Below are 17868 nucleotides of genomic sequence, written 5' to 3' on the forward strand. Positions count from 1 at the left end.
TGCCCCTCAAAGCCGGGCCAGCTCCGCCGCCAGATCGCCATAGCCGGTGAAGCGGCGCTCATAGGCCAGCCCCAGCCGGGCCGCGCAAGCGGCGGCCTTGGCGTCCAGCGCCGCATCCTCGGTCTGCGCCAGATAGACTAGCTTTTCGTAATTGCCGAACATCATCGGCACCAGCTCCGGATGCCGGTCAAAGCCCATCGGCCGCCAGACGAAGGCGTCGAACTGCCGGACCAGAAAATCGGTCAGGTAAAAGGCGGTGATTTCGCTCTCGGCATGGGCGGCAAAGGTGTCGTTGCCCTCGAAAAAAGCGTAGCAATGCGGCCCGGGCACCAGCGCGACGCCGAGCCGCGCGCAGGCCTCGGCCAGCTGCCCGCCGGTGCCACAATCGGCATAGACGACATGGATGCTGTCATACTCCGCGCGATGCTTTTGCACTGCCGCGACCACCGCGGCGGTGATCTTCTCGGGCCACAGATGCAGATTCGCGGGCAGGCAGGTCAGATCCAGATGCGCCCAGCCATTCGCGGCCTTCAGCGCCAAAATTTCGTGCGCCAGCGCCCCGCAGGCAATCAGCAGAACCCGGCCGCGCCCCTCGGGGGGCAGGCCCGCCTCCGTCAACCCGTCGTCGGAAATCATTCCACCCGCGCCAGCATCCGCATCAGGCAGGCCCCGATCAGCGCCGCCAGACCCAGACCCGCCAGCGACAGCCCGGACTGAACCGCAAGGAAGATCGTCAGACCCGCCGCGGCGATCACCGCAAGGATCATGATCAGGAAATGAGGAAGGGGCATCGGCTGCATCGGTCATTCTCCATATCCTCAATATGGGGGCCTTGTCGCGAAAGAAAAGGCCCCGAACCGGGTCGGGGCCTGTCGTCCGCTGTCGGAAAGGGTCAGGCGCGCATCTGCCCGGCCTCAGGCGCCCATCTGGTTATGTTTGCGCGCCACCATCGCCTTGGCCATTTCCACCGTCACGGCAGCGTCGCGGCAATAGGCATCGGCGCCGATCGCCTTGCCGAATTCCTCGTTGAGCGGCGCGCCCCCCACCAGAACGATGTAATCGTCGCGGATGCCCTTTTCCTTCATCGTGTCGATCACGACCTTCATATAGGGCATGGTGGTGGTCAGCAGCGCCGACATGCCCAGAATGTCGGCCTCTTCCCGGGCCAGCGCGTCCAGATAATTCTCGACCGGGTTGTTGATGCCGATATCGACGACCTCGAAGCCCGCGCCTTCCATCATCATCGCCACAAGGTTCTTGCCGATGTCGTGGATGTCGCCCTTGACGGTGCCGATCACCATCTTGCCCATGCGCGGCGCGCCGGTTTCCGCCAGAAGCGGCTTCAGGATCACCATGCCGCCCTTCATCGCATTGGCGGCCAGCAGCACTTCCGGCACGAAGAGGATGCCGTCGCGGAAGTCGTTGCCGACGACCGTCATACCCGCCACCAGCGCCTTGGTCAGGATGTCATAGGGCGTCCAGCCGCGCGCGATCAGGATGTTGACCGCTTCTTCGATCTCTTCCTTGAGACCGTCGTAAAGGTCGTCATGCATCTGAGCCACAAGCTCTTCGTCGTCGAGTTCCGAAAGGATGATGTCGTCTTCATCGGCCATGGCTGTCTCCTGCGCGTGCTTGCTTTTGTGATGCGGAAAAAAGGCTTCGATTACTTGCCGTTTTGCGACATGCGCCGGTCCGTCCCCGACGCAGGCCCCTGCGCGGCACAGATCGTACCGGGCGAATCTCTTGCGAAATGTTCTCATTTCGTTCTAATTTTCGCCCATGATGCACGCTCTGCCCCTGCCGCTCGACCTGCCGCCTGCCGATCCGCGCCACCGCCTGCGCGCGCGGGGGGCGGCTGCGAATCCGGTTGGCCGGTTCGAACCCTATGCCAGGATCGTCGAATCCGACGGCTGGGATCTGGTCGAGGACGAGACGCTTTTGCGCACCGAGGTCAGCGTGGAGCGGCCGAAATCGGTGATCACCCGGAACCAAAGCCCCGATGTGCCCTTTGATCGCGCGCTCAACCCCTATCGCGGCTGCGAACATGGCTGTATCTATTGCTTCGCGCGGCCGACGCACGGCTTTCTTGGCCTCTCGGCGGGGCTTGATTTCGAGACCCGGCTGATCGCCAAGCCCGAGGCGCCCGAGTTGCTGGCGCGGGAACTCTCGAAACGCGGCTATGTGGTGGCGCCGATCGCGCTGGGCACCGCCACCGACCCCTATCAGCCGATCGAGACGGAGTGGGGCCTGACCCGGGGCCTCTTGCAGGTGCTGAGCGATTTCAACCATCCCGTGCTGCTGACCACCCGCGGCGCCGGGGTGCTGCGCGATCTTGACCTGCTCGCCTCGCTGGCGAAACGCAATCTCGTGCATCTGGCGGTGTCGCTGACGACGCTCGACGAAGATCTGGCGCGCAAGCTTGAACCGCGCGCGCCCGGCCCGCAGACCCGGCTGCGGATCATCCGCGAGGCCGCGCGGGCAGGCATTCCGGTGCGGGTGATGGCCGCGCCGATCATTCCGGGCCTGACCGATGCGGGCCTTGAAGCGATCCTGACCGAGGCGCGTCGGGCGGGCGCCCGCGCCGCCGAGATGATCCCGCTGCGCCTGCCGCACGAGGTCGCGCCCCTCTTCGCCGATTGGCTGGCGCGGCATTACCCGCTCAGGGCGGAAAAGGTGCTGAATGCCATCGCGGCCTTTCGCGGCGGCAAGCTGAACGATCCGCGTTTCACCACGCGGATGGAGGGCGAGGGGACCGAGGCCGAGCTTCTGGCCCGCCGCTTCGAGATTTCCTGCCGCCGTCTCAGCCTTGCGGCCGCGCTGCCGGTGCTGGATTGCACGCGCTTTGCCGTGCCCCCCCGCGCGGGCGAGCAGCTCGAACTGTTCTGACACCTGCGCCTCCTGCGGGCCAAGGATGCGTATTTGCACCAAGAAAAAACCCATCGGCTTTTTCTTGGCAAAAATACGCTCTTTTCAACGGTTTGGATCAGCCGCGACGGCGGCCTTTGCGCTCGCGCGCCGGGCCGCCCTCGTCATCGCCGGTGCCATCCGAGGCCGAGGAGAAGGCGCCCAGTTTCGCGGCGATTTCCTCAAGGCTCGGGCGGGGCCCACGCGGGCGGGTGGACAGGGCCTCGTGCATCGCTTGCAGATGCACCGGCATCGTGCCGCAGCAGCCGCCGATGATCGTGGCGCCCGCGTCCCGCGCCAGACAGGCATAGTCGCCCATCAGCTCCGGCGTGCCGTCGTAATGGATATGGCCGTCATGGTATTTCGGGATGCCCGCATTGCCCTTGGCGATCAGCGGGCGTTCGGTGCCCGTCGCGACGAAGCCCATCAGCGTGCGCATCAGATCCGCCGCGCCGACGCCGCAATTGGCGCCGAAAGCCAGCGGCGGATTGGGCAGTTTTTCCACCAGCGCCGCCATCTGCGCCGAGGTGACGCCCATCATCGTGCGCCCGGCGGTGTCAAAGCTCATCGTGCCGCACCAGTCCATGCCCGCAAGGCGGGCAGCTTCGGCGGCGGCCTTGTATTCCTCGGGCGCCGAGATCGTCTCGACCCAAAGCACATCGGCGCCGCCTTCCTTCAGACCCTCGGCCTGTTCATGGAAGATCTCGACCGCCAGCTCATGCGTCAGCGTGCCCATCGGCGCGAAGATCTCGCCCGTCGGCCCCATCGAGCCGCAGACGGCGACCGGACGGCCCGCCTTGTCGGCGACCTCGCGGCCGATCTCGGCGGCGAGGCGGTTCAGTTCGCGCACGCGGCCCTGGGCATTGTGCAGCTTCAGCCGCGCCGCATTGCCGCCAAAGGTGTTCGTCAGGAACAGGTCCGAGCCCGCCGCGACCGCGAAGCCATAAAGTTTCGCGATCCGGTCCGGGTGGTCGGCGTTCCACAGTTCTGGCGGCTCGCCCGAGGACAGCCCCATGTTGAAGAGGTTGGTCCCCGTGGCCCCGTCGGCCAGAAGCCAGTCGCGGGATTTCAGCAGACGGGAAAGCGTGTTGGTCATCGGGCCTCTCCTGAACCAAGGTCGGCCTCTCCCTGCCACGGGGCGACGAAAAGTGCAAATTCGTTTCGCTCAAGATGATGTTGAGGCGAAGACGGGGTCGGGGGGCAAGATCGCCTCGGGGCGGGCGGGGCCGGTCCCGGGCAGGGGCGCGGGCCGGTGGATCGCGCGGGCGATGTCGACCGCGGCCAACATCAGCGCCGCGGGCGTGGGGGCGGCGATGTAGCGGGCCGAAAGCTGCGGCGCGAAGCCCATCTTGAACTGGCGCAGCCCGGCCGCGCCCTTGCCCTTTTCGGCGTGCCGCCACAGCGCCGCCGCCGGACCCGTGCTGTCTTCGGCGCGCGGCGGCAGGGCGGCAAGGGAGAGCCGCGCCACCCCGGTCTTGCCCGCCTCGGCGATGGCGGCGGCGATCAGCGCCTGCATCGTGCCATCGGGCGCATTGGCGGCCGGGCGCATCAGATCAAGCACCCATTCCCGCGCCCCGGCGTGGAAACTGGCAAAGCCGACCAGACGCCCCGTGGCGTCGCGGGCCAGCACGACCTGCTGTGCGCTGACGTAATCCTCGGCGAACCGGCCCATGGAAAAGCCGCGTTCCCCGCCATGCGCCGCCGCCCAGTCCTGCGACAGCGCCGCCATTTCCGCCAGCGGCAAGAGCCCCCGGGCAAGGCTGACGCGCAGCCCGGATTTCTCCGCCTTGCGCAGCTTGCGCCGCAGTCCGGCGCGGGCAGGGCAGGCCAGATCGAAGCGGCGGGGATCGAGCCAGACCTCGGTCGCGACCGGGGCCACGACCCAGCCCGCGGCGCGAGCCCGGGCCGCAAGGCGGGGGGAAATCTTGTAAAGGCAGGGGGTTCGCCCCTCTGCCCGGGCCGAGTGGCACAGAGGGTCGAGCAGGGCCGGACCCTCGGCCCCGCCAAAGGGGTCGAGCAGCGCCACCAGCGTGCGCGGCGCGCGCCCGATCATCCAGCCGCCCGCGCCGCAAGCGCCGGGCAAAAGCGCATGTTCGCCCTGCCGCAGCAGCCCCAGTTCGGCCTGCGGATCGGCGAGCGCGCCGCGCAGCAGCGCGGGCGGGGCCTGATCGGGGGCAAGCACCGCGCTTTGGGGCAGCCGATGCGCCGGGCGCAGCGCCACCAGCGCCATCGCCGCCAAGGCGGGCAGGCCATAATAGACGATCCGCCAGGCCAGGATCGCCGCGATCAGCTCGGGTTGCGCGGTGGCGGGCAGCAGCGACACCAGGGTGATTTCGAACGGGCCGACCCCGCCCGGCGTGTTCGAGACCAGACCCGCCCCCTGCGCCAGCAGGAAGGCCGGGTAAAGCGCCAGAAGCGACAGCGGCTCGGTCGCGGGCAGCAGCAGCCAGAGCGCGACAGCGGCAAAGGCAGTGTCGAGCGCCGCCAGCAGCAGGATGCGCGCCATCACCGCGAGCGGCGGCAGGCGCAGGGTGAACCGGCCCAGCCGCAGCCCCTCGGGCAGAACGAGCGTCACCAGCGCCAGCCCGCCGCCGAGCACAAGGCCCAGCACCGCCAGCCCCTGCACGGCCAGCACCGGCAGATGTGGCAATTGAATCGGCGCGATCAGCAGCACCGCCGCGGTCAGCACCGCCCAGCCCGCCAGAAAGGTGGCGGCGACGCTGGCGGTGATCTTGCTGGCCTGCACAAGCGAGGTGTCGGGCAGCATCCGCCAGCGCACCAGCGCCCCCGAGACAAGGCCGAATCCGATCGTTTGCGACAAAGCGATCGCCGTCCAGCCGCCGCGGCGGGCGTGATGGGCCGCGGTGCCGGTGGCCAGCGCCCGGTGGATCAGCGCATCATATTGCGCGAGCGCCGCGAAACTGGCTACGGTCGCGCCGATCGCGCCAGCCCAGGACAGCGCATCCACCCGCGCCAGCGCCGCAAGAATCGCTGCGGTGTCAAGGGTTGCCAGCTTGTCGCGCAGCGCCCAGAGAAAGGCCGCGACCAGCGCGATGCCCAGCATCTGCCGCCGCGCGGCAGCGCCGATCCGCAACCCCTCGGGCAGGGCAAGGCCGCCTGCCGCGCGTGTCGCCGCAATGGCCGATCCGGTCTGTCTGGACATGTTGCCCCCCTGAAAAAGCGCAAGCCGCAGGATGCGCGCCAAGGGTTAGCAAGCGGTGAAAGGTCGCAGGGTTTTTCGCAGATCTGGTTGCCGTTTCTTAACGATCCCGGGTCTGAAAGATCCCCGGGCCTGAGGACTGCGGGCCGGCGCGGGGTCCGGTGCAACGGAAAACACCGCGCCTTCGCGGGGAAGGGCGGTGCAAGATCTTCCGGCCCGGAGGCGCCGCGCGGGCGCCGCCGGTGGGCTTTGCGGCTCAGCCGGCGGTGGCGAGCTGCTTCATCGCCTCGGCCATCGCCTTTTGCATCTCGGCGCGGATCGTCGCCTCGTCGGCCTTGCCCGCCAGATCGGCGACAAGCTTGCGCACGACGTCATCCTTGCCGGGTTCTTCGAAATCGGCCGCCAGAACCTCGGCCACATAGGCCTCGGTGTCGGCCTTGCCCAGAAGCCCGGCCGCCCATTGCGCCAGAATCTTCACCGAGCGGGCCTCGGCCTTGAAGCGCAGATCGGCATCATGCGCGAATTTCGCTTCGTAGGCGTGTTCGCGATCGTCGAAAGTGGTCATGATTTCCCCCCTTTAGTCAGGCTTTCCGCTGCAGATATGGGTTCAACCGCGCCCCGCTGCAAGGTTTAATCCGCCCCGCCCGGACCGATTGCGCAACCATCCCGTCCAACCTGCCCACCCGCGCAGCCCGGTCGCGCAAGATGCCCGTGCTGGCGCGCAACCGGCTTTGCCTTGCGGGAAGGGCGCTCTTGCGCTAATGGGCGCGAAGGCAGTGACCGTGTGCCCCGCACGGCCACCCGTTCGATATTGGAGAGCCCATGGCACCGCGTCGCAAGAAAATCTACGAAGGCAAGGCGAAGATCCTTTACGAAGGCCCGGAGCCGGGAACGCTGGTGCAGTATTTCAAGGACGACGCGACCGCCTTCAACGCGCAGAAGAAAGCGACGATCGAGGGCAAGGGCGTGCTCAACAACCGGCTGTCGGAATTCTTCATGACCGGGCTGACGAATGTGGGGATTCCGAACCACTTCATCCGCCGTCTGAACATGCGCGAGCAGCTGATCCGGCAAGTCGAGATCGTGCCGCTGGAAGTCATCGTGCGCAATTTCGCCGCCGGGTCGATCTCGAAGCGGCTGGGCATCGAGGAAGGCACGGCGCTGCCGCGGCCGATCGTCGAATACAGCTACAAGAACGACGCGCTGGGCGACCCGCTGGTGCCCGAGGAATATATCATCGCCTTTGGCTGGGCGAACCAGCAGGATCTGGACGATATCGTGAGCCTCGCGCTGCGGGTGAACGACTTCCTGTCGGGCGTGTTCTATGGCGTCGGCATCAAGCTGGTCGATTTCAAGATCGAGATCGGCCGGATCTGGGATGGCGATTACATGCGGCTGATCGTGGCCGATGAAATCAGCCCCGACAGCTGCCGTCTGTGGGATGTGAAGACGGGCCAGAAGCTCGACAAGGACGTGTTCCGCCGCGATCTGGGCAGCTTGACCGACGCCTATACCGAGGTTGCGCGGCGTCTGGGCGTGATGCCCGCCAATGCGACGCCGATGAAGCCCACGCTGATCAACTGAGCGCGGGCGCAGGAGTTGAGGGGCGGTCCCGCGGGGCCGCCCCTTTTGTTTCAAAGCACGAAATCGGCTGCGGTCAACTGCACGAGGCCGTTCAGCCGGATCACCGCTTCGGCGGTGGGATCATTGTCGGTATCGAGATAGATCATCGTGAAATCATTCGCCGTGCCCGCTTGATCGAAGGTCTGATACCGGATGCTGCCGCCCGGCGCGATGCCGTCAGACTGCGTGCCGGTGAAGCTGAAGGTCTGGTTGCCGGACAGGATGCTGGAGGCGTCCATCGCCTGCAGGTCGATCCGGTCATGGCCCTGTTCGAAATCGAGGATACGATCCGCGCTTGCCTGCATCGTCGTGGTGTCGGTGATCGCGGTGAAGATGAAGCGGTCGTTGTCCGCGCCGCCCAAAAGCAGGTCGCGCCCGGCCCCGCCGATCAACTGGTCGTTGCCCGCCCCGCCGGCCAGGCTGTCGTTGCCTGCCGCGCCCGAGAGGCTGTCGTGCCCCGCGTCGCCGGTCACCTGGTCGTCGCCGGCCTCGCCGGTCAAGGTGTCGTTGCCCGCCCCGCCCGACAGGTTGTCGTTGCCCGCGCCGCCAAAGACAAAGTCCTGGCCATCATCCCCGGTGATCCGGTCATTTCCCGTCCCGCCCGAAAGCCGGTCATTGCCGCCCGCGCCATGGATCGTGTCATTGCCCGCATAGCCATCGACGCGGTCGATGCCGTTCGACAGTTGCATCGTGTCATTGCCCGACAGGATCGAGGCGATCAGGGCCCGGTCGTCGGTCGTGCCGGGCGTCGCCATCACCCGCGCAAGGCTCGTGGCGTCGATCGCAAGATCGCCGATCGCATAGGTCAGCCGGTCGCGGGTCTCGACCGGGGAGCCCTGATCGGAGCAGTCGATCTCGGCGATGCAGGAAATGGTGCCGGTGATGTCCTCGGACTCGGTCAGGCCAAGCCCGTTGCCGACCAGCAGCATGGAATACCAGTCCCCGGTCAGGTTGACGGGCCGCCCGTCGGGCTGCTGGATCCAGGTTCCGCCATCGGCCCAGTCGACGGTGAGGGCACTGTTGACCGTGCCGGGCAGGTGGTCCGCCCAGCCCTGCAGCCCTACGCTGGCGAAATAGTTGCCGACCCTCGTGGCGTCGGCGGAAACAAGCGAGACGTCGTATTCGGTGGTGTTTTCGTAGATTTCGTTGAAATTGACCCGTGCAAGGTCGAAAGCCGTGCGGGCGACGATGTAAGCCATGATACACACTCTTGGGTTGAGAAAAAAAGGTCGCGACAGCAGAAAGAGACGACGCCTGGGGCAGAAATGTGGCGCAATCCCGGCGCGCATGAGGCGAATGGGGCGGAACCTGCGCAATGGGTCGGCAGGCGGAACCATCCACGCTTGCTCCGTTGCGGGGCTTGGGCTATCAGGGCCGCAACGGCGGGTGCGGCCACCTGTCAAGACGCCAGCCCCAAGCGAGGAGATCCCGGATGAAAGCCCGTGTGCATGTGATGCTGAAGGATGGGGTGCTGGACCCGCAGGGCGAGGCGGTGCGCCATGCGCTGGGCCATCTGGGCTTCACCGGCGTCGAAGCGGTGCGGCAGGGCAAGGTGATCGAGCTGGATCTGACCGCGACCGACAAGGCGGCGGCCGAGGCCGAGGTCAAGGCGATGTGCGAGAGAAGCTGCTCGCCAATACCGTGATCGAGAAATACACCGTCGAGATCTGCTGAGGCGGCCGGGGGCGCTGCCCCCGGACCCCCCGGGATATTTGTGGCAAGATAAAGCAGGAGCCCTTTCGCGATGAAAGCCGCCGTCATCACCTTTCCGGGGTCGAACTGCGACCGTGACCTTGCCGATGCTTTCGCGAAAGCGGGCGCCGAGGTGGTGCGGGTCTGGCACAAGGACACCGAAATTCCGGCGGGCACCGATGTGATCGGCGTGCCGGGCGGCTTTTCCTTTGGCGATTACCTGCGCTGCGGCGCCATCGCCTCGCGCTCGCCCATCGGGCAGGCGGTGGTCGATTTCGCGGGCCGCGGCGGCCATGTGATCGGGATCTGCAACGGCTTTCAAGTGCTGACCGAAATGGGTCTGCTGCCGGGGGCGCTGATGCGCAATGCCGGGCTGAAGTTCCGCTGCCGGGCGCAGCGGCTGCGCGTGGCGACGACGGACAGCCCCTTTACCCGCGGCTATGCGGCAGGCGCCGAGGTGACCTATCCGATCGCCCATCACGACGGCAATTACGTCCTGGATGCCGAGGGGCTGGCCCGGCTTGAAGGCGAAGACCGCGTCGCCTTCCGCTACATCGACAATCCGAACGGCTCCACCGCCGATATTGCCGGGGTGCTGAGCGAAAACCGCCGCGTGCTGGGGCTGATGCCGCATCCCGAGCGGGTGGTGGAAGAGGCGCAGGGCGGCACCGACGGGGCGGCGCTTTTCCGCGCGCTGACGGGGATGCTCGCGGCGGTGTGACCGCCGCGCCTTGTTGGGGGCGGCGGCTTCGCCTAAAGTCGGGCCATGACCGCCCTTGCCCCGCGCCCCGATCTGCTTGCCGCCGCCGAGGCCCGCCGCCGTCTGCGCCGCATGGCCTATCGCGCGCTGGCCGCGCTGATGCTGCTGGCCACGGTGCTGGGCGTGTGGCTGACCAACACCTGGCTGACCGAGCGTTTCACCGAAACCACCCGCATGCGCACCGAATTGCGGCTGGCGCTTTATTCCGGCAACATCCTGTCGGAGTTGCAGCGCACCTCGGTCGTGCCGCTTTTGCTCGCCCGTGACCCCGAACTGACCAAGGCGCTGGGGTCGGGGAATTTTTCCACCACCTCGGGTCTTTTGATCGCCGCGCGCGAGGAAGTCGGCGTGGCCTCGATCCGGCTGCTGGACCTGCAGGGAAGGGTGATGGGGGCGACCGACCGCAACGTGCTGGGATCGGTCTTCAACGACGCGCCCTTTTTCGTCGATGCGCAGCGCACCCGCGAGACGGTGTTCTCGGCGGTCGAGGGGGTGACGGGGGCGAGCGAATTCGTCTATTCCCGCGCCGTTCTGGCCGATGGCAAGCTGGTCGGCGTGATCGTCGTCGGCGCCGATCTGGCGCGCTATGAACGCGCTTGGGCGGGGATTTCCGATGCCGTCGCGGTGATGGACAGCGCGGGCAAGATCGTGCTGGCGACCGAACCGCGCTGGCGGGGCTTGACGATGGAAGAGGCTTTGGCGGCGCGCTCGGCCCCCTCGGCGATTGAACGCGCGCTGCAGGCGACGGCCGATTGGGCGAATGATGCCCCCGATGCCTGGGTGCTGGGGCAGGCGGTGATGCGCACCGAAGCCCGGGTGCCGTTTCGCGGCTGGCGGATGGTGGCCTTTACCCCCTATTCGTCGGTCCGTGACCGGGTGAATGCGGTGATTGCGTTGGAAATCATGGGCTTCGCCATCCTTCTGGCGTTGGGCTTTTACCTGATTTCGCGCCGCGCCAAAGTGCAATCGGCGGTTTACCGGCGCGAGTCGGCCGAGTTGCGGGCGCTGAACGCGCGGCTTTCGCGCGAGATTGCCGAACGCGAGCGGGTGCAAAAGGATCTGTCGCTCGCCGAACAGACGCTGGAACAAAGCTCGAAACTCGCCGTTCTGGGCGAGATGTCGGCGGCGGTCAGCCATGAGCTGAACCAGCCCTTGGCCGCGATGAAGACCTATCTGGCGGGGGCGAAGCTTCTGTTGCAGCGCGAACGCGTGCCCGAGGCGCTGTCGTCCTTTCAGCGCATCGACGATCTGATCGAGCGGATGGGGGCGATCACCCGGCAGCTGAAATCCTATGCGCGGAAGGGCGGCGATGCGATCGAGCCGGTCGATCTGCGCGCGGCGCTGTCTTCGGCGCTCGCGATGATGGAGCCGCAGTTGAAGGCGCGCACGGTGAAGATCGTGCGCAACCTGCCGCGCGGGCCGGTGATGGTGCAGGCCGACCGCATCCGTCTGGAACAGGTGATCATCAATCTCTTTCGCAATGCGCTGGATGCGACCAAGGGCTTGCGCGCGCCGCGCATCGAGATCACGCTGGTGACCGAAGACGAGATGGCGGTGCTGACGCTTTCGGACAACGGGCCGGGGCTCACCGATCTGGAAAAGCTCTTCGAGCCGTTCTGGACGACGAAGAAACCGGGCGAGGGGACGGGGCTGGGCCTGGCGATTTCCTCCTCGATCGTGGCCGATTTCGGCGGCCGGCTGACGGCCCGCAATGGCGAGGGCGGCGGCGCGGTCTTCGAAGTGCGGCTGCCGCGACTGACGGCAGCAAGACAGACGCCCGCAACAGGGCGCAGAGGGACGGAGTAGAGCATGGCACGGATGATGAAAGTGGCGATCGTCGATGACGAGGAAGACATCCGTCAGTCGATCGGGCAATGGCTGGCGCTCTCGGGCTTTGACACCGAGACCTTTTGTTCGGCCGAGGAGGCGCTGAAAGTGATCGGCCCGGATTGGCCCGGCGTGGTGATTTCCGACATCCGCATGCCGGGGATGGACGGGATGACGTTTCTGAAGCGGCTGATGGGGCTCGACAGCGGCTTGCCCGTCATCATGATCACCGGCCATGGCGATGTGCCGATGGCGGTCGAGGCGATGCGGCTGGGCGCCATGGATTTCATGGAAAAACCCTTCAACCCGGACCGGATGACGGAGCTTGCGAAACGCGCGACGCAGGCGCGGCGGATGACGCTCGATGCGCGCGCATTGCGCCGCGATCTGGCCGAGGGCTCGGCGGTGGTGGGCAAGCTGATCGGGGTTTCGCCCTCGATGGAGCGGCTGCGCGAGGATGTTCTGGATATCGCGCAATCGGACGGCCATGTGCTGATCGACGGCGAGACCGGCACCGGCAAGACGCTGGTCGCCCATGCTTTGCATGCCGCGGGCACGCGGGCGGGGAAGAAATTCGTCACCATCAGCTGCGCCGCCTATACCGAGGAAGCCTTGGCCGAGAAGCTTTTCGGTCCGGTGGCCGAGGGGCTGCCGCTGGTCGAGGAAGCCCGCGGCGGCACGCTGGTTCTGGAAGATATCGAGGCGCTTTCGACCGGGCTTCAGGCGCGGCTTTTGACGGTGTTGAACGAACAGGGCACGCCCGCCGAAACGCGCGTCGTGGCGATCTGCAACGCCCATGGCGAGGGGCGCACGCTGGAAGATGTGCTGCGCCCCGATCTTTTCTTCCGGCTCGCCGCGCACAAGCTGACGCTGCCGCCCTTGCGCGCGCGGGGCGAAGATGTGCTGACGCTCTTCACCCGGATGACCGAAGCTTTCGCCGATGATTACGGCTGCGAGCCGCCCGAGGTCAGTGCGCAGGAAGCGGCACAGCTGTTGCAGGCGCCCTGGCCCGGCAATGTGCGGCAACTGATCAATGTGGCCGAACGCGCGGTGCTGCAGGCGCGGCGCGGCTCGGGCTCGATTGCGTCTTTGCTGATGGCGGAAAACGACGAGGCGGGCACGGCGATGACGACCGAGGGCAAGCCGCTGAAGGAATATGTGGAGAGCTTCGAGAAGATGCTGATCGACAACACGATGCGGCGCCACAAGGGCTCGATTTCCGCGGTGATGGAGGAATTGTGCCTGCCGCGCCGCACCCTGAACGAGAAGATGGCGAAATACGGGCTCAGCCGCGGCGATTATACCTGAGCGGGGAAGGGGGCGCTGCCCCCTCTTTTGGCTGCGCCAAAATTCACCCCCGGGATATTTTCGCCAAGGTGAAACCAGTCCGGGTGGGCTTTCACCTTGGGGCAAATATCCTCGGGGGGTGCGGGGGGCAGACAGCCCCCCGTCCTTTGCCGGCCCTTCGCAGTTCCGGGCGCGCGGGCTGCGTCGGCGGGGGGTGAAAACATCGTTAACCGTTTCTTGACGAAAAACCGATTGTGTTTGTGTCCCTTGCGTTGATATTGTCGCAGTGTCGGCGGGACTCCGGTCCTGTCCACGGAATTCGCTGATTTCCGGGCCTGAGCCTTTCGCGAGCGCGGGGCGGCCTTGGATCATCCGATTGGTCGCAAGACCGCACTCTTGCCCCCGGGGCGTTACCGTCAGGGGGGTCTGCAAATCGGCGCTGGGCGCGAAGCCCGGCGTCTGGGAAGAACCGCGATGGGTCGCATGGAAACGGAACGGGTGTTGACGGGCGGGCCGCTTTCGGCCGCCGCCGCCCTTGTTCGCGCCTGTGACCACGCCTCAACGACAAACCATGCCCCGCCCGCCTTCTCCGCAAGGCCAAGGTGCGACGCGGCGTGCGGAAACAGGATTCATGGCAAAGAAGATGCTTATCGATGCCACCCACGCGGAAGAAACCCGCGTCGTGGTGGTGGACGGCAACAAGGTCGACGAGTTCGACTTTGAGACCATCAACAAACGGCAGCTGGCCGGGAATATCTATCTGGCGAAGGTGACGCGGGTCGAGCCCTCGCTGCAGGCGGCTTTCGTCGATTACGGCGGCAATCGCCACGGCTTCCTGGCCTTCGCCGAGATCCATCCCGATTACTACCAGATCCCGGTCGCCGACCGTCAGGCCCTTCTGGAAGAGGAACGCCTGGCCGCCGAGGCCGAAGAGGCCGAGGAAAACCGCTCGCGCTCGCGCCGGTCGCGCTCGCGGTCGGGGTCGTCGCGCTCGGGCGGGCAGCAGGCCCGGGCCGAGAAGGCCGCGGGCAGTGATGCGGTCGTGCGCTCGGAAGACATTCCGGGCATGGCGGTGATCGACGAGGCGGCGCCGGGCGAAGAGGCCGAGACGCTGGCGGGCGCGGGGGTCGAGGCGGAGGTTTTCGACACCGCCGAGGCCGCGGTCGAGCCGGTGCAGGAGGCCCCGGCCGATCTGGCCGAGGCGGCTGCGGAAGAAATCGCGGAAGCGGTCGCAGAGGATGCCGCGGCCGAGGCCGACGAAGATCACGATCACGACCATGACCACCATGTCCATCCCGTCGATGACGAGATCGAATCGGTGGCCGAAGAGGATGTGCAGGAAGAAATCCACGCCCCGCGCCGTCCGCGGGCGCGTCGCTACAAGATCCAGGAAGTGATCAAGGTGCGCCAGATCATGCTGGTGCAGGTGGTCAAGGAAGAACGCGGCAACAAGGGCGCGGCGCTGACCACCTATCTCTCGCTCGCGGGTCGTTACTGCGTTCTGATGCCGAACACGGCGCGCGGCGGTGGCATCTCGCGCAAGATCACCAATGCGGCCGACCGCAAGAAACTGAAGGAAATCGCGGGCGAAATGGAGGTGCCGCAGGGCGCCGGTCTGATCATCCGCACCGCGGGCAGCCAGCGCACCCGCACCGAGATCCGCCGCGATTATGAATATCTCATGCGGCTGTGGGAACAGATCCGCGAGCTGACGCTGAAATCCATCGCCCCCGCGCCCATCTACGAGGAAGGCGATCTGATCAAGCGCTCGATCCGCGATCTCTATTCCAAGGACATCGACGAAGTTCTGGTCGAGGGGGAGCGCGGCTATCGCGTCGCCAAGGACTTCATGAAGATGATCATGCCGTCCCACGCGAAGAACGTGAAGCATTACAACGAGCAGCTTCCGCTGTTCGCGCGCTTCCAGGTCGAGAGCTATCTGGCCTCGATGTTCAACCCGGTGGTGCAGCTGAAATCGGGCGGCTATATCGTCATCGGCGTGACCGAGGCGCTGGTGGCCATCGACGTGAACTCGGGCCGGGCGACCAAGGAAGGCTCGATCGAGGAGACGGCGCTCAAGACCAACCTGGAGGCCGCCGAGGAGATCAGCCGTCAGCTGCGGCTGCGCGATCTGGCCGGTCTGATCGTCATCGACTTCATCGACATGGAAGAGCGGAAGAACAACGCCGCGGTCGAGAAGCGTCTGAAAGAAAAGCTGAAAACCGACCGGGCGCGGATTCAGGTCGGCCGGATCTCGGGCTTTGGCCTGATGGAGATGTCGCGTCAGCGGCTGCGGCCGGGGATGCTGGAAAGCACCACCCAGCCCTGCCCGCATTGCCATGGCACCGGGCTGATCCGCTCCGATGACAGTCTGGCGCTGCAGGTTCTGCGCGCGATCGAGGAAGAGGGCACGCGGAAGCGCTCGCGCGAGGTGCTGGTGAAGTGCCCCGTTGCCGTTGCCAACTACCTGATGAACGCCAAGCGCGAGCATATCGCCAGTATCGAGGCGCGTTATGGCATGGCGGTGCGGATCGAGGCCGATCCGAGCCTGGTCAGCCCCGATTACAGCATCGAGAAGTTCAAGACCGCGACCCGCATCGTGCCCGAGGTGCATAGCGCCGCGGTGCATGCCAGCGCCGAGCTGATGGCCGAGATCGACGAGGAAGAGATCGTCGAGGAGGACGAGGACGAGATCGAAGAGGCCGAGGTGGCGACGGTGGCCGCAAGCGGTGAACCGGGCGAAGGCCAGCCGAAGAAGAAGAAACGCCGTCGGCGTCGGCGCAAGAAATCGGGTGCTCCGGAGACCGGGGCCGAGGCCTCGGCCGAGGGCGACGAGGCCGATGACGGCGATGACGAGGGCGAGGAGGACGGCGACGACGAGGATGCCGCCGAAGACGCCGCTCGCGCCGCCGCCGCTGCGGAAATGGCGCAGGTGAGCTTGCCCGCGCTCGAAACCGAGGCGGCGACGCCCGCGCCGGTCGCGGCTGGCGCCGAGGCCGAGACGGAAGCCGAACCCGAGGCGGCGCCGAAGGCGAGCCGGTCGCGCTCCTCGCGGTCGCGGTCGAGCAAGGCGAAGAAAGAGGCCGAGGCCGCGGAGAGCGCCGGGACCGAGGCGGCCGAGCCCGCCGCGGCGCCGGTGAAGAAGCCCCGCAGCCGGACCACCTCGAAGGCGAAGAAGGAAGCCGAAGCGGCGGCAGCTGCCGCGGCGGCGGCCGAAGCGGAAGCCGCGGGGGCCGAAGCGGCGCCTGTGGTCGAAGCGGCCGCGGTCGAAGCGCCTGCCGAGCCGGTGGCGGTCGCGCCCGAAGCTGCGCCCGAGCCGGTCGCGGAGGCCGCCCCCGAAGCGGCGCCCGAGGCTGCGGCGCAGGCCGAGCCCGCCGCTGCGCCCGAGGAAGATTCGAAGCCGAAGAAACGCGGCTGGTGGTCGCTGGGCTGAGCGGATCAGGAGAATGAAGAACGCCGGGCCTCGCGCCCGGCGTTTTGCTTTGCCTCAGCTCTCGGGCCGGTCCGGGCCGCGGGCGACGTGGTAGATCAGCACGCCCGCGACCTCTGTGGCCGAGACCAGCCGATGGCCGGATTGCGCACAGAAATGCGGCACGTCGATCCAGCTGGCGCGGTCGCTTGCCTGCATCTCGACCACGGCGCCTTCGGGCAGGCCGCGCAGGGCTTTGGCCAGCCGCAGCACCGGCAAGGGGCACAGCAGGCCGCGCAGATCGAGCGAAAGGGCAGGGGGCGTCGTCATGGCTTGGGGGTAACGCCGGGGCGCGGCCCTGTCCACGGCAATGTGAGCCCTGCCCGGGTGACGGCGGGCCGCAGGCCTGCTAGGAAGGGCCCATGACGCCGACCGATCTGATCTTTGACGCGGGCTTCCTGACCGCTGCGGCCACCGCCTTTGTCGCGGGGCTGCTGTCGTTTCTTTCCCCCTGCGTGCTGCCGATCGTGCCGCCCTATCTGGCCTATATGGGGGGGGTGACGGTCAGCGACATGGGCGCGGGCCGCCCGGCCGCGCGCGGCCCGGTGCTGCTGGCGGCGCTCTTCTTCGTGCTGGGCCTCTCGACCGTCTTTCTCATGATGGGGCTCGGCGCTTCGGCGCTGGGGCAGGCCTTGGGCGCGTGGAAGGACACGCTGGCCAAGATATCCGGCCTTGTCGTGATGATTTTCGGCGCGCATTTCATCGGCGTCTATCGAATCGGTTTTCTCGACCGCGAGATGCGCTTTGACACCGGCGATCAGGGCGGCTCGGCGCTGGGGGCCTATCTGCTGGGCCTCGCCTTCGCCTTTGGCTGGACGCCCTGCCTTGGCCCGGTGCTGGGGGCCATCGCCTCGATGGCGATGGCCGAGGGCGCGATCGGCCGCGGCATGGGCCTTTTGGCCGCCTATGCGGCGGGGCTTGGCCTGCCTTTCCTGATCGTGGCCGCGTTTTTCCCGAGCCTTGGCGGCGCGCTGGCCTTCATGCGCCGCAACATGGGCCGGATCGAGAAGATCTCGGGCCTGCTGCTCTGGACGGTGGGGCTGATGATGCTGACCGGGCAGCTGTCCGATCTGTCGTTCTGGCTGCTCGACACCTTCCCGGCGCTGGCGGAGCTGGGCTGATCCCGGCGGGTTCCCGCAGGCCTTT

General features: G+C 66.9%; 15 protein-coding genes and 1 pseudogene. 8 read left to right on the top strand and 8 right to left on the bottom strand.

Translation table 11 applies throughout. From position 1 onward, the window contains the following. Positions 1-6: 6 nt before the first annotated feature. The 3 genes from ACTTAG_RS07785 to ACTTAG_RS07795 all read right to left on the bottom strand — a co-directional run bounded on the left by ACTTAG_RS07785 (position 7) and on the right by ACTTAG_RS07795 (position 1613). A complete protein-coding gene (locus tag ACTTAG_RS07785; protein ID WP_444464932.1) occupies positions 7-636 on the bottom strand; it encodes a DUF1638 domain-containing protein in 630 nt (209 codons plus the stop codon). After that, the gene (locus ACTTAG_RS07790) at positions 633-800 is read right to left on the bottom strand and encodes a hypothetical protein (protein WP_444464933.1); all 168 of its coding nucleotides are present in this window, start codon (positions 798-800) and stop codon (positions 633-635) included. Before ACTTAG_RS07790 ends, ACTTAG_RS07785 begins: the two co-directional genes overlap by 4 nt. A 114-nt stretch (positions 801-914) precedes the next feature. Further along, the gene (locus tag ACTTAG_RS07795) at positions 915-1613 is read right to left on the bottom strand and encodes a corrinoid protein (protein WP_444464934.1); all 699 of its coding nucleotides are present in this window, start codon (positions 1611-1613) and stop codon (positions 915-917) included. A gap of 166 nt (positions 1614-1779) precedes the next feature. On the opposite strand from ACTTAG_RS07795, the gene ACTTAG_RS07800 reads away from it, so the two are divergent. Then, complete coding sequence (locus tag ACTTAG_RS07800) at positions 1780-2886, top strand: PA0069 family radical SAM protein (RefSeq protein ID WP_444464935.1); 1107 nt, start codon at positions 1780-1782, stop codon at positions 2884-2886. A gap of 97 nt (positions 2887-2983) precedes the next feature. Here ACTTAG_RS07800 and bmt read toward each other — a convergent pair whose 3' ends face one another. From bmt to ACTTAG_RS07815, 3 genes are all read right to left on the bottom strand, one after another. Next, entirely contained in the window at positions 2984-4000 is a 1017-nt protein-coding gene (gene bmt, locus ACTTAG_RS07805; RefSeq protein ID WP_444464936.1) for a betaine--homocysteine S-methyltransferase, read from the bottom strand. Between the two features lie 69 nt (positions 4001-4069). Continuing rightward, positions 4070-6067: a phosphatidylglycerol lysyltransferase domain-containing protein gene (locus ACTTAG_RS07810; RefSeq protein WP_444464937.1), complete on the bottom strand. Its 1998-nt coding sequence runs from the start codon at positions 6065-6067 to the stop codon at positions 4070-4072. Positions 6068-6320: 253 nt separating this feature from the next. Continuing rightward, positions 6321-6629: a DUF1476 domain-containing protein gene (locus ACTTAG_RS07815; RefSeq protein ID WP_444464938.1), complete on the bottom strand. Its 309-nt coding sequence runs from the start codon at positions 6627-6629 to the stop codon at positions 6321-6323. Positions 6630-6886: 257 nt separating this feature from the next. Here ACTTAG_RS07815 and purC point away from each other — a divergent pair, with 257 nt between their 5' ends. Further along, positions 6887-7648: a phosphoribosylaminoimidazolesuccinocarboxamide synthase gene (gene purC / locus ACTTAG_RS07820; RefSeq protein WP_444464939.1), complete on the top strand. Its 762-nt coding sequence runs from the start codon at positions 6887-6889 to the stop codon at positions 7646-7648. A gap of 50 nt (positions 7649-7698) precedes the next feature. Here purC and ACTTAG_RS07825 read toward each other — a convergent pair whose 3' ends face one another. After that, positions 7699-8886, bottom strand: a complete 1188-nt coding sequence (locus tag ACTTAG_RS07825) for a calcium-binding protein (protein WP_444464940.1) — start codon at positions 8884-8886, stop codon at positions 7699-7701. 233 nt (positions 8887-9119) lie between these two features. Between ACTTAG_RS07825 and purS the strand changes: the two are divergent. The 5 genes and pseudogenes from purS to ACTTAG_RS07850 all read left to right on the top strand — a co-directional run bounded on the left by purS (position 9120) and on the right by ACTTAG_RS07850 (position 16686). Beyond that, positions 9120-9361: pseudogene (gene purS, locus ACTTAG_RS07830) on the top strand (phosphoribosylformylglycinamidine synthase subunit PurS). A gap of 70 nt (positions 9362-9431) precedes the next feature. Beyond that, positions 9432-10100, top strand: a complete 669-nt coding sequence (purQ, locus tag ACTTAG_RS07835) for a phosphoribosylformylglycinamidine synthase subunit PurQ (RefSeq protein ID WP_444464941.1) — start codon at positions 9432-9434, stop codon at positions 10098-10100. Between the two features lie 111 nt (positions 10101-10211). Then, entirely contained in the window at positions 10212-11945 is a 1734-nt protein-coding gene (locus ACTTAG_RS07840; protein WP_444465213.1) for a sensor histidine kinase, read from the top strand. Between the two features lie 3 nt (positions 11946-11948). Then, entirely contained in the window at positions 11949-13274 is a 1326-nt protein-coding gene (locus ACTTAG_RS07845) for a sigma-54-dependent transcriptional regulator (protein WP_444464942.1), read from the top strand. A gap of 610 nt (positions 13275-13884) precedes the next feature. Continuing rightward, positions 13885-16686: an Rne/Rng family ribonuclease gene (locus ACTTAG_RS07850; protein WP_444464943.1), complete on the top strand. Its 2802-nt coding sequence runs from the start codon at positions 13885-13887 to the stop codon at positions 16684-16686. A 54-nt stretch (positions 16687-16740) separates the two neighbouring features. Here the strand turns inward: ACTTAG_RS07850 and ACTTAG_RS07855 are convergent, their stop codons facing one another. Next, positions 16741-16992, bottom strand: a complete 252-nt coding sequence (locus ACTTAG_RS07855; RefSeq protein WP_444464944.1) for a sulfurtransferase TusA family protein — start codon at positions 16990-16992, stop codon at positions 16741-16743. 92 nt (positions 16993-17084) lie between these two features. On the opposite strand from ACTTAG_RS07855, the gene ACTTAG_RS07860 reads away from it, so the two are divergent. Then, entirely contained in the window at positions 17085-17843 is a 759-nt protein-coding gene (locus tag ACTTAG_RS07860; protein ID WP_444464945.1) for a cytochrome c biogenesis CcdA family protein, read from the top strand. Positions 17844-17868: the final 25 nt, after the last annotated feature.

This window comes from Rhodobacter capsulatus (assembly GCF_052363185.1).
GTDB lineage: Bacteria > Pseudomonadota > Alphaproteobacteria > Rhodobacterales > Rhodobacteraceae > Rhodobacter > Rhodobacter capsulatus_E.

Coding starts and splice junctions, on each gene's coding strand:
- ACTTAG_RS07785 (WP_444464932.1), bottom strand. CDS start 636: ATGATTTCCGACGACGGGTTGACGGAGGCGGGCCTGCCCCCCGAGGGG.
- ACTTAG_RS07790 (WP_444464933.1), bottom strand. CDS start 800: ATGCAGCCGATGCCCCTTCCTCATTTCCTGATCATGATCCTTGCGGTG.
- ACTTAG_RS07795 (WP_444464934.1), bottom strand. CDS start 1,613: ATGGCCGATGAAGACGACATCATCCTTTCGGAACTCGACGACGAAGAG.
- ACTTAG_RS07800 (WP_444464935.1), top strand. CDS start 1,780: ATGATGCACGCTCTGCCCCTGCCGCTCGACCTGCCGCCTGCCGATCCG.
- bmt (WP_444464936.1), bottom strand. CDS start 4,000: ATGACCAACACGCTTTCCCGTCTGCTGAAATCCCGCGACTGGCTTCTG.
- ACTTAG_RS07810 (WP_444464937.1), bottom strand. CDS start 6,067: ATGTCCAGACAGACCGGATCGGCCATTGCGGCGACACGCGCGGCAGGC.
- ACTTAG_RS07815 (WP_444464938.1), bottom strand. CDS start 6,629: ATGACCACTTTCGACGATCGCGAACACGCCTACGAAGCGAAATTCGCG.
- purC (WP_444464939.1), top strand. CDS start 6,887: ATGGCACCGCGTCGCAAGAAAATCTACGAAGGCAAGGCGAAGATCCTT.
- ACTTAG_RS07825 (WP_444464940.1), bottom strand. CDS start 8,886: ATGGCTTACATCGTCGCCCGCACGGCTTTCGACCTTGCACGGGTCAAT.
- purQ (WP_444464941.1), top strand. CDS start 9,432: ATGAAAGCCGCCGTCATCACCTTTCCGGGGTCGAACTGCGACCGTGAC.
- ACTTAG_RS07840 (WP_444465213.1), top strand. CDS start 10,212: ATGGCCTATCGCGCGCTGGCCGCGCTGATGCTGCTGGCCACGGTGCTG.
- ACTTAG_RS07845 (WP_444464942.1), top strand. CDS start 11,949: ATGGCACGGATGATGAAAGTGGCGATCGTCGATGACGAGGAAGACATC.
- ACTTAG_RS07850 (WP_444464943.1), top strand. CDS start 13,885: ATGGCAAAGAAGATGCTTATCGATGCCACCCACGCGGAAGAAACCCGC.
- ACTTAG_RS07855 (WP_444464944.1), bottom strand. CDS start 16,992: ATGACGACGCCCCCTGCCCTTTCGCTCGATCTGCGCGGCCTGCTGTGC.
- ACTTAG_RS07860 (WP_444464945.1), top strand. CDS start 17,085: ATGACGCCGACCGATCTGATCTTTGACGCGGGCTTCCTGACCGCTGCG.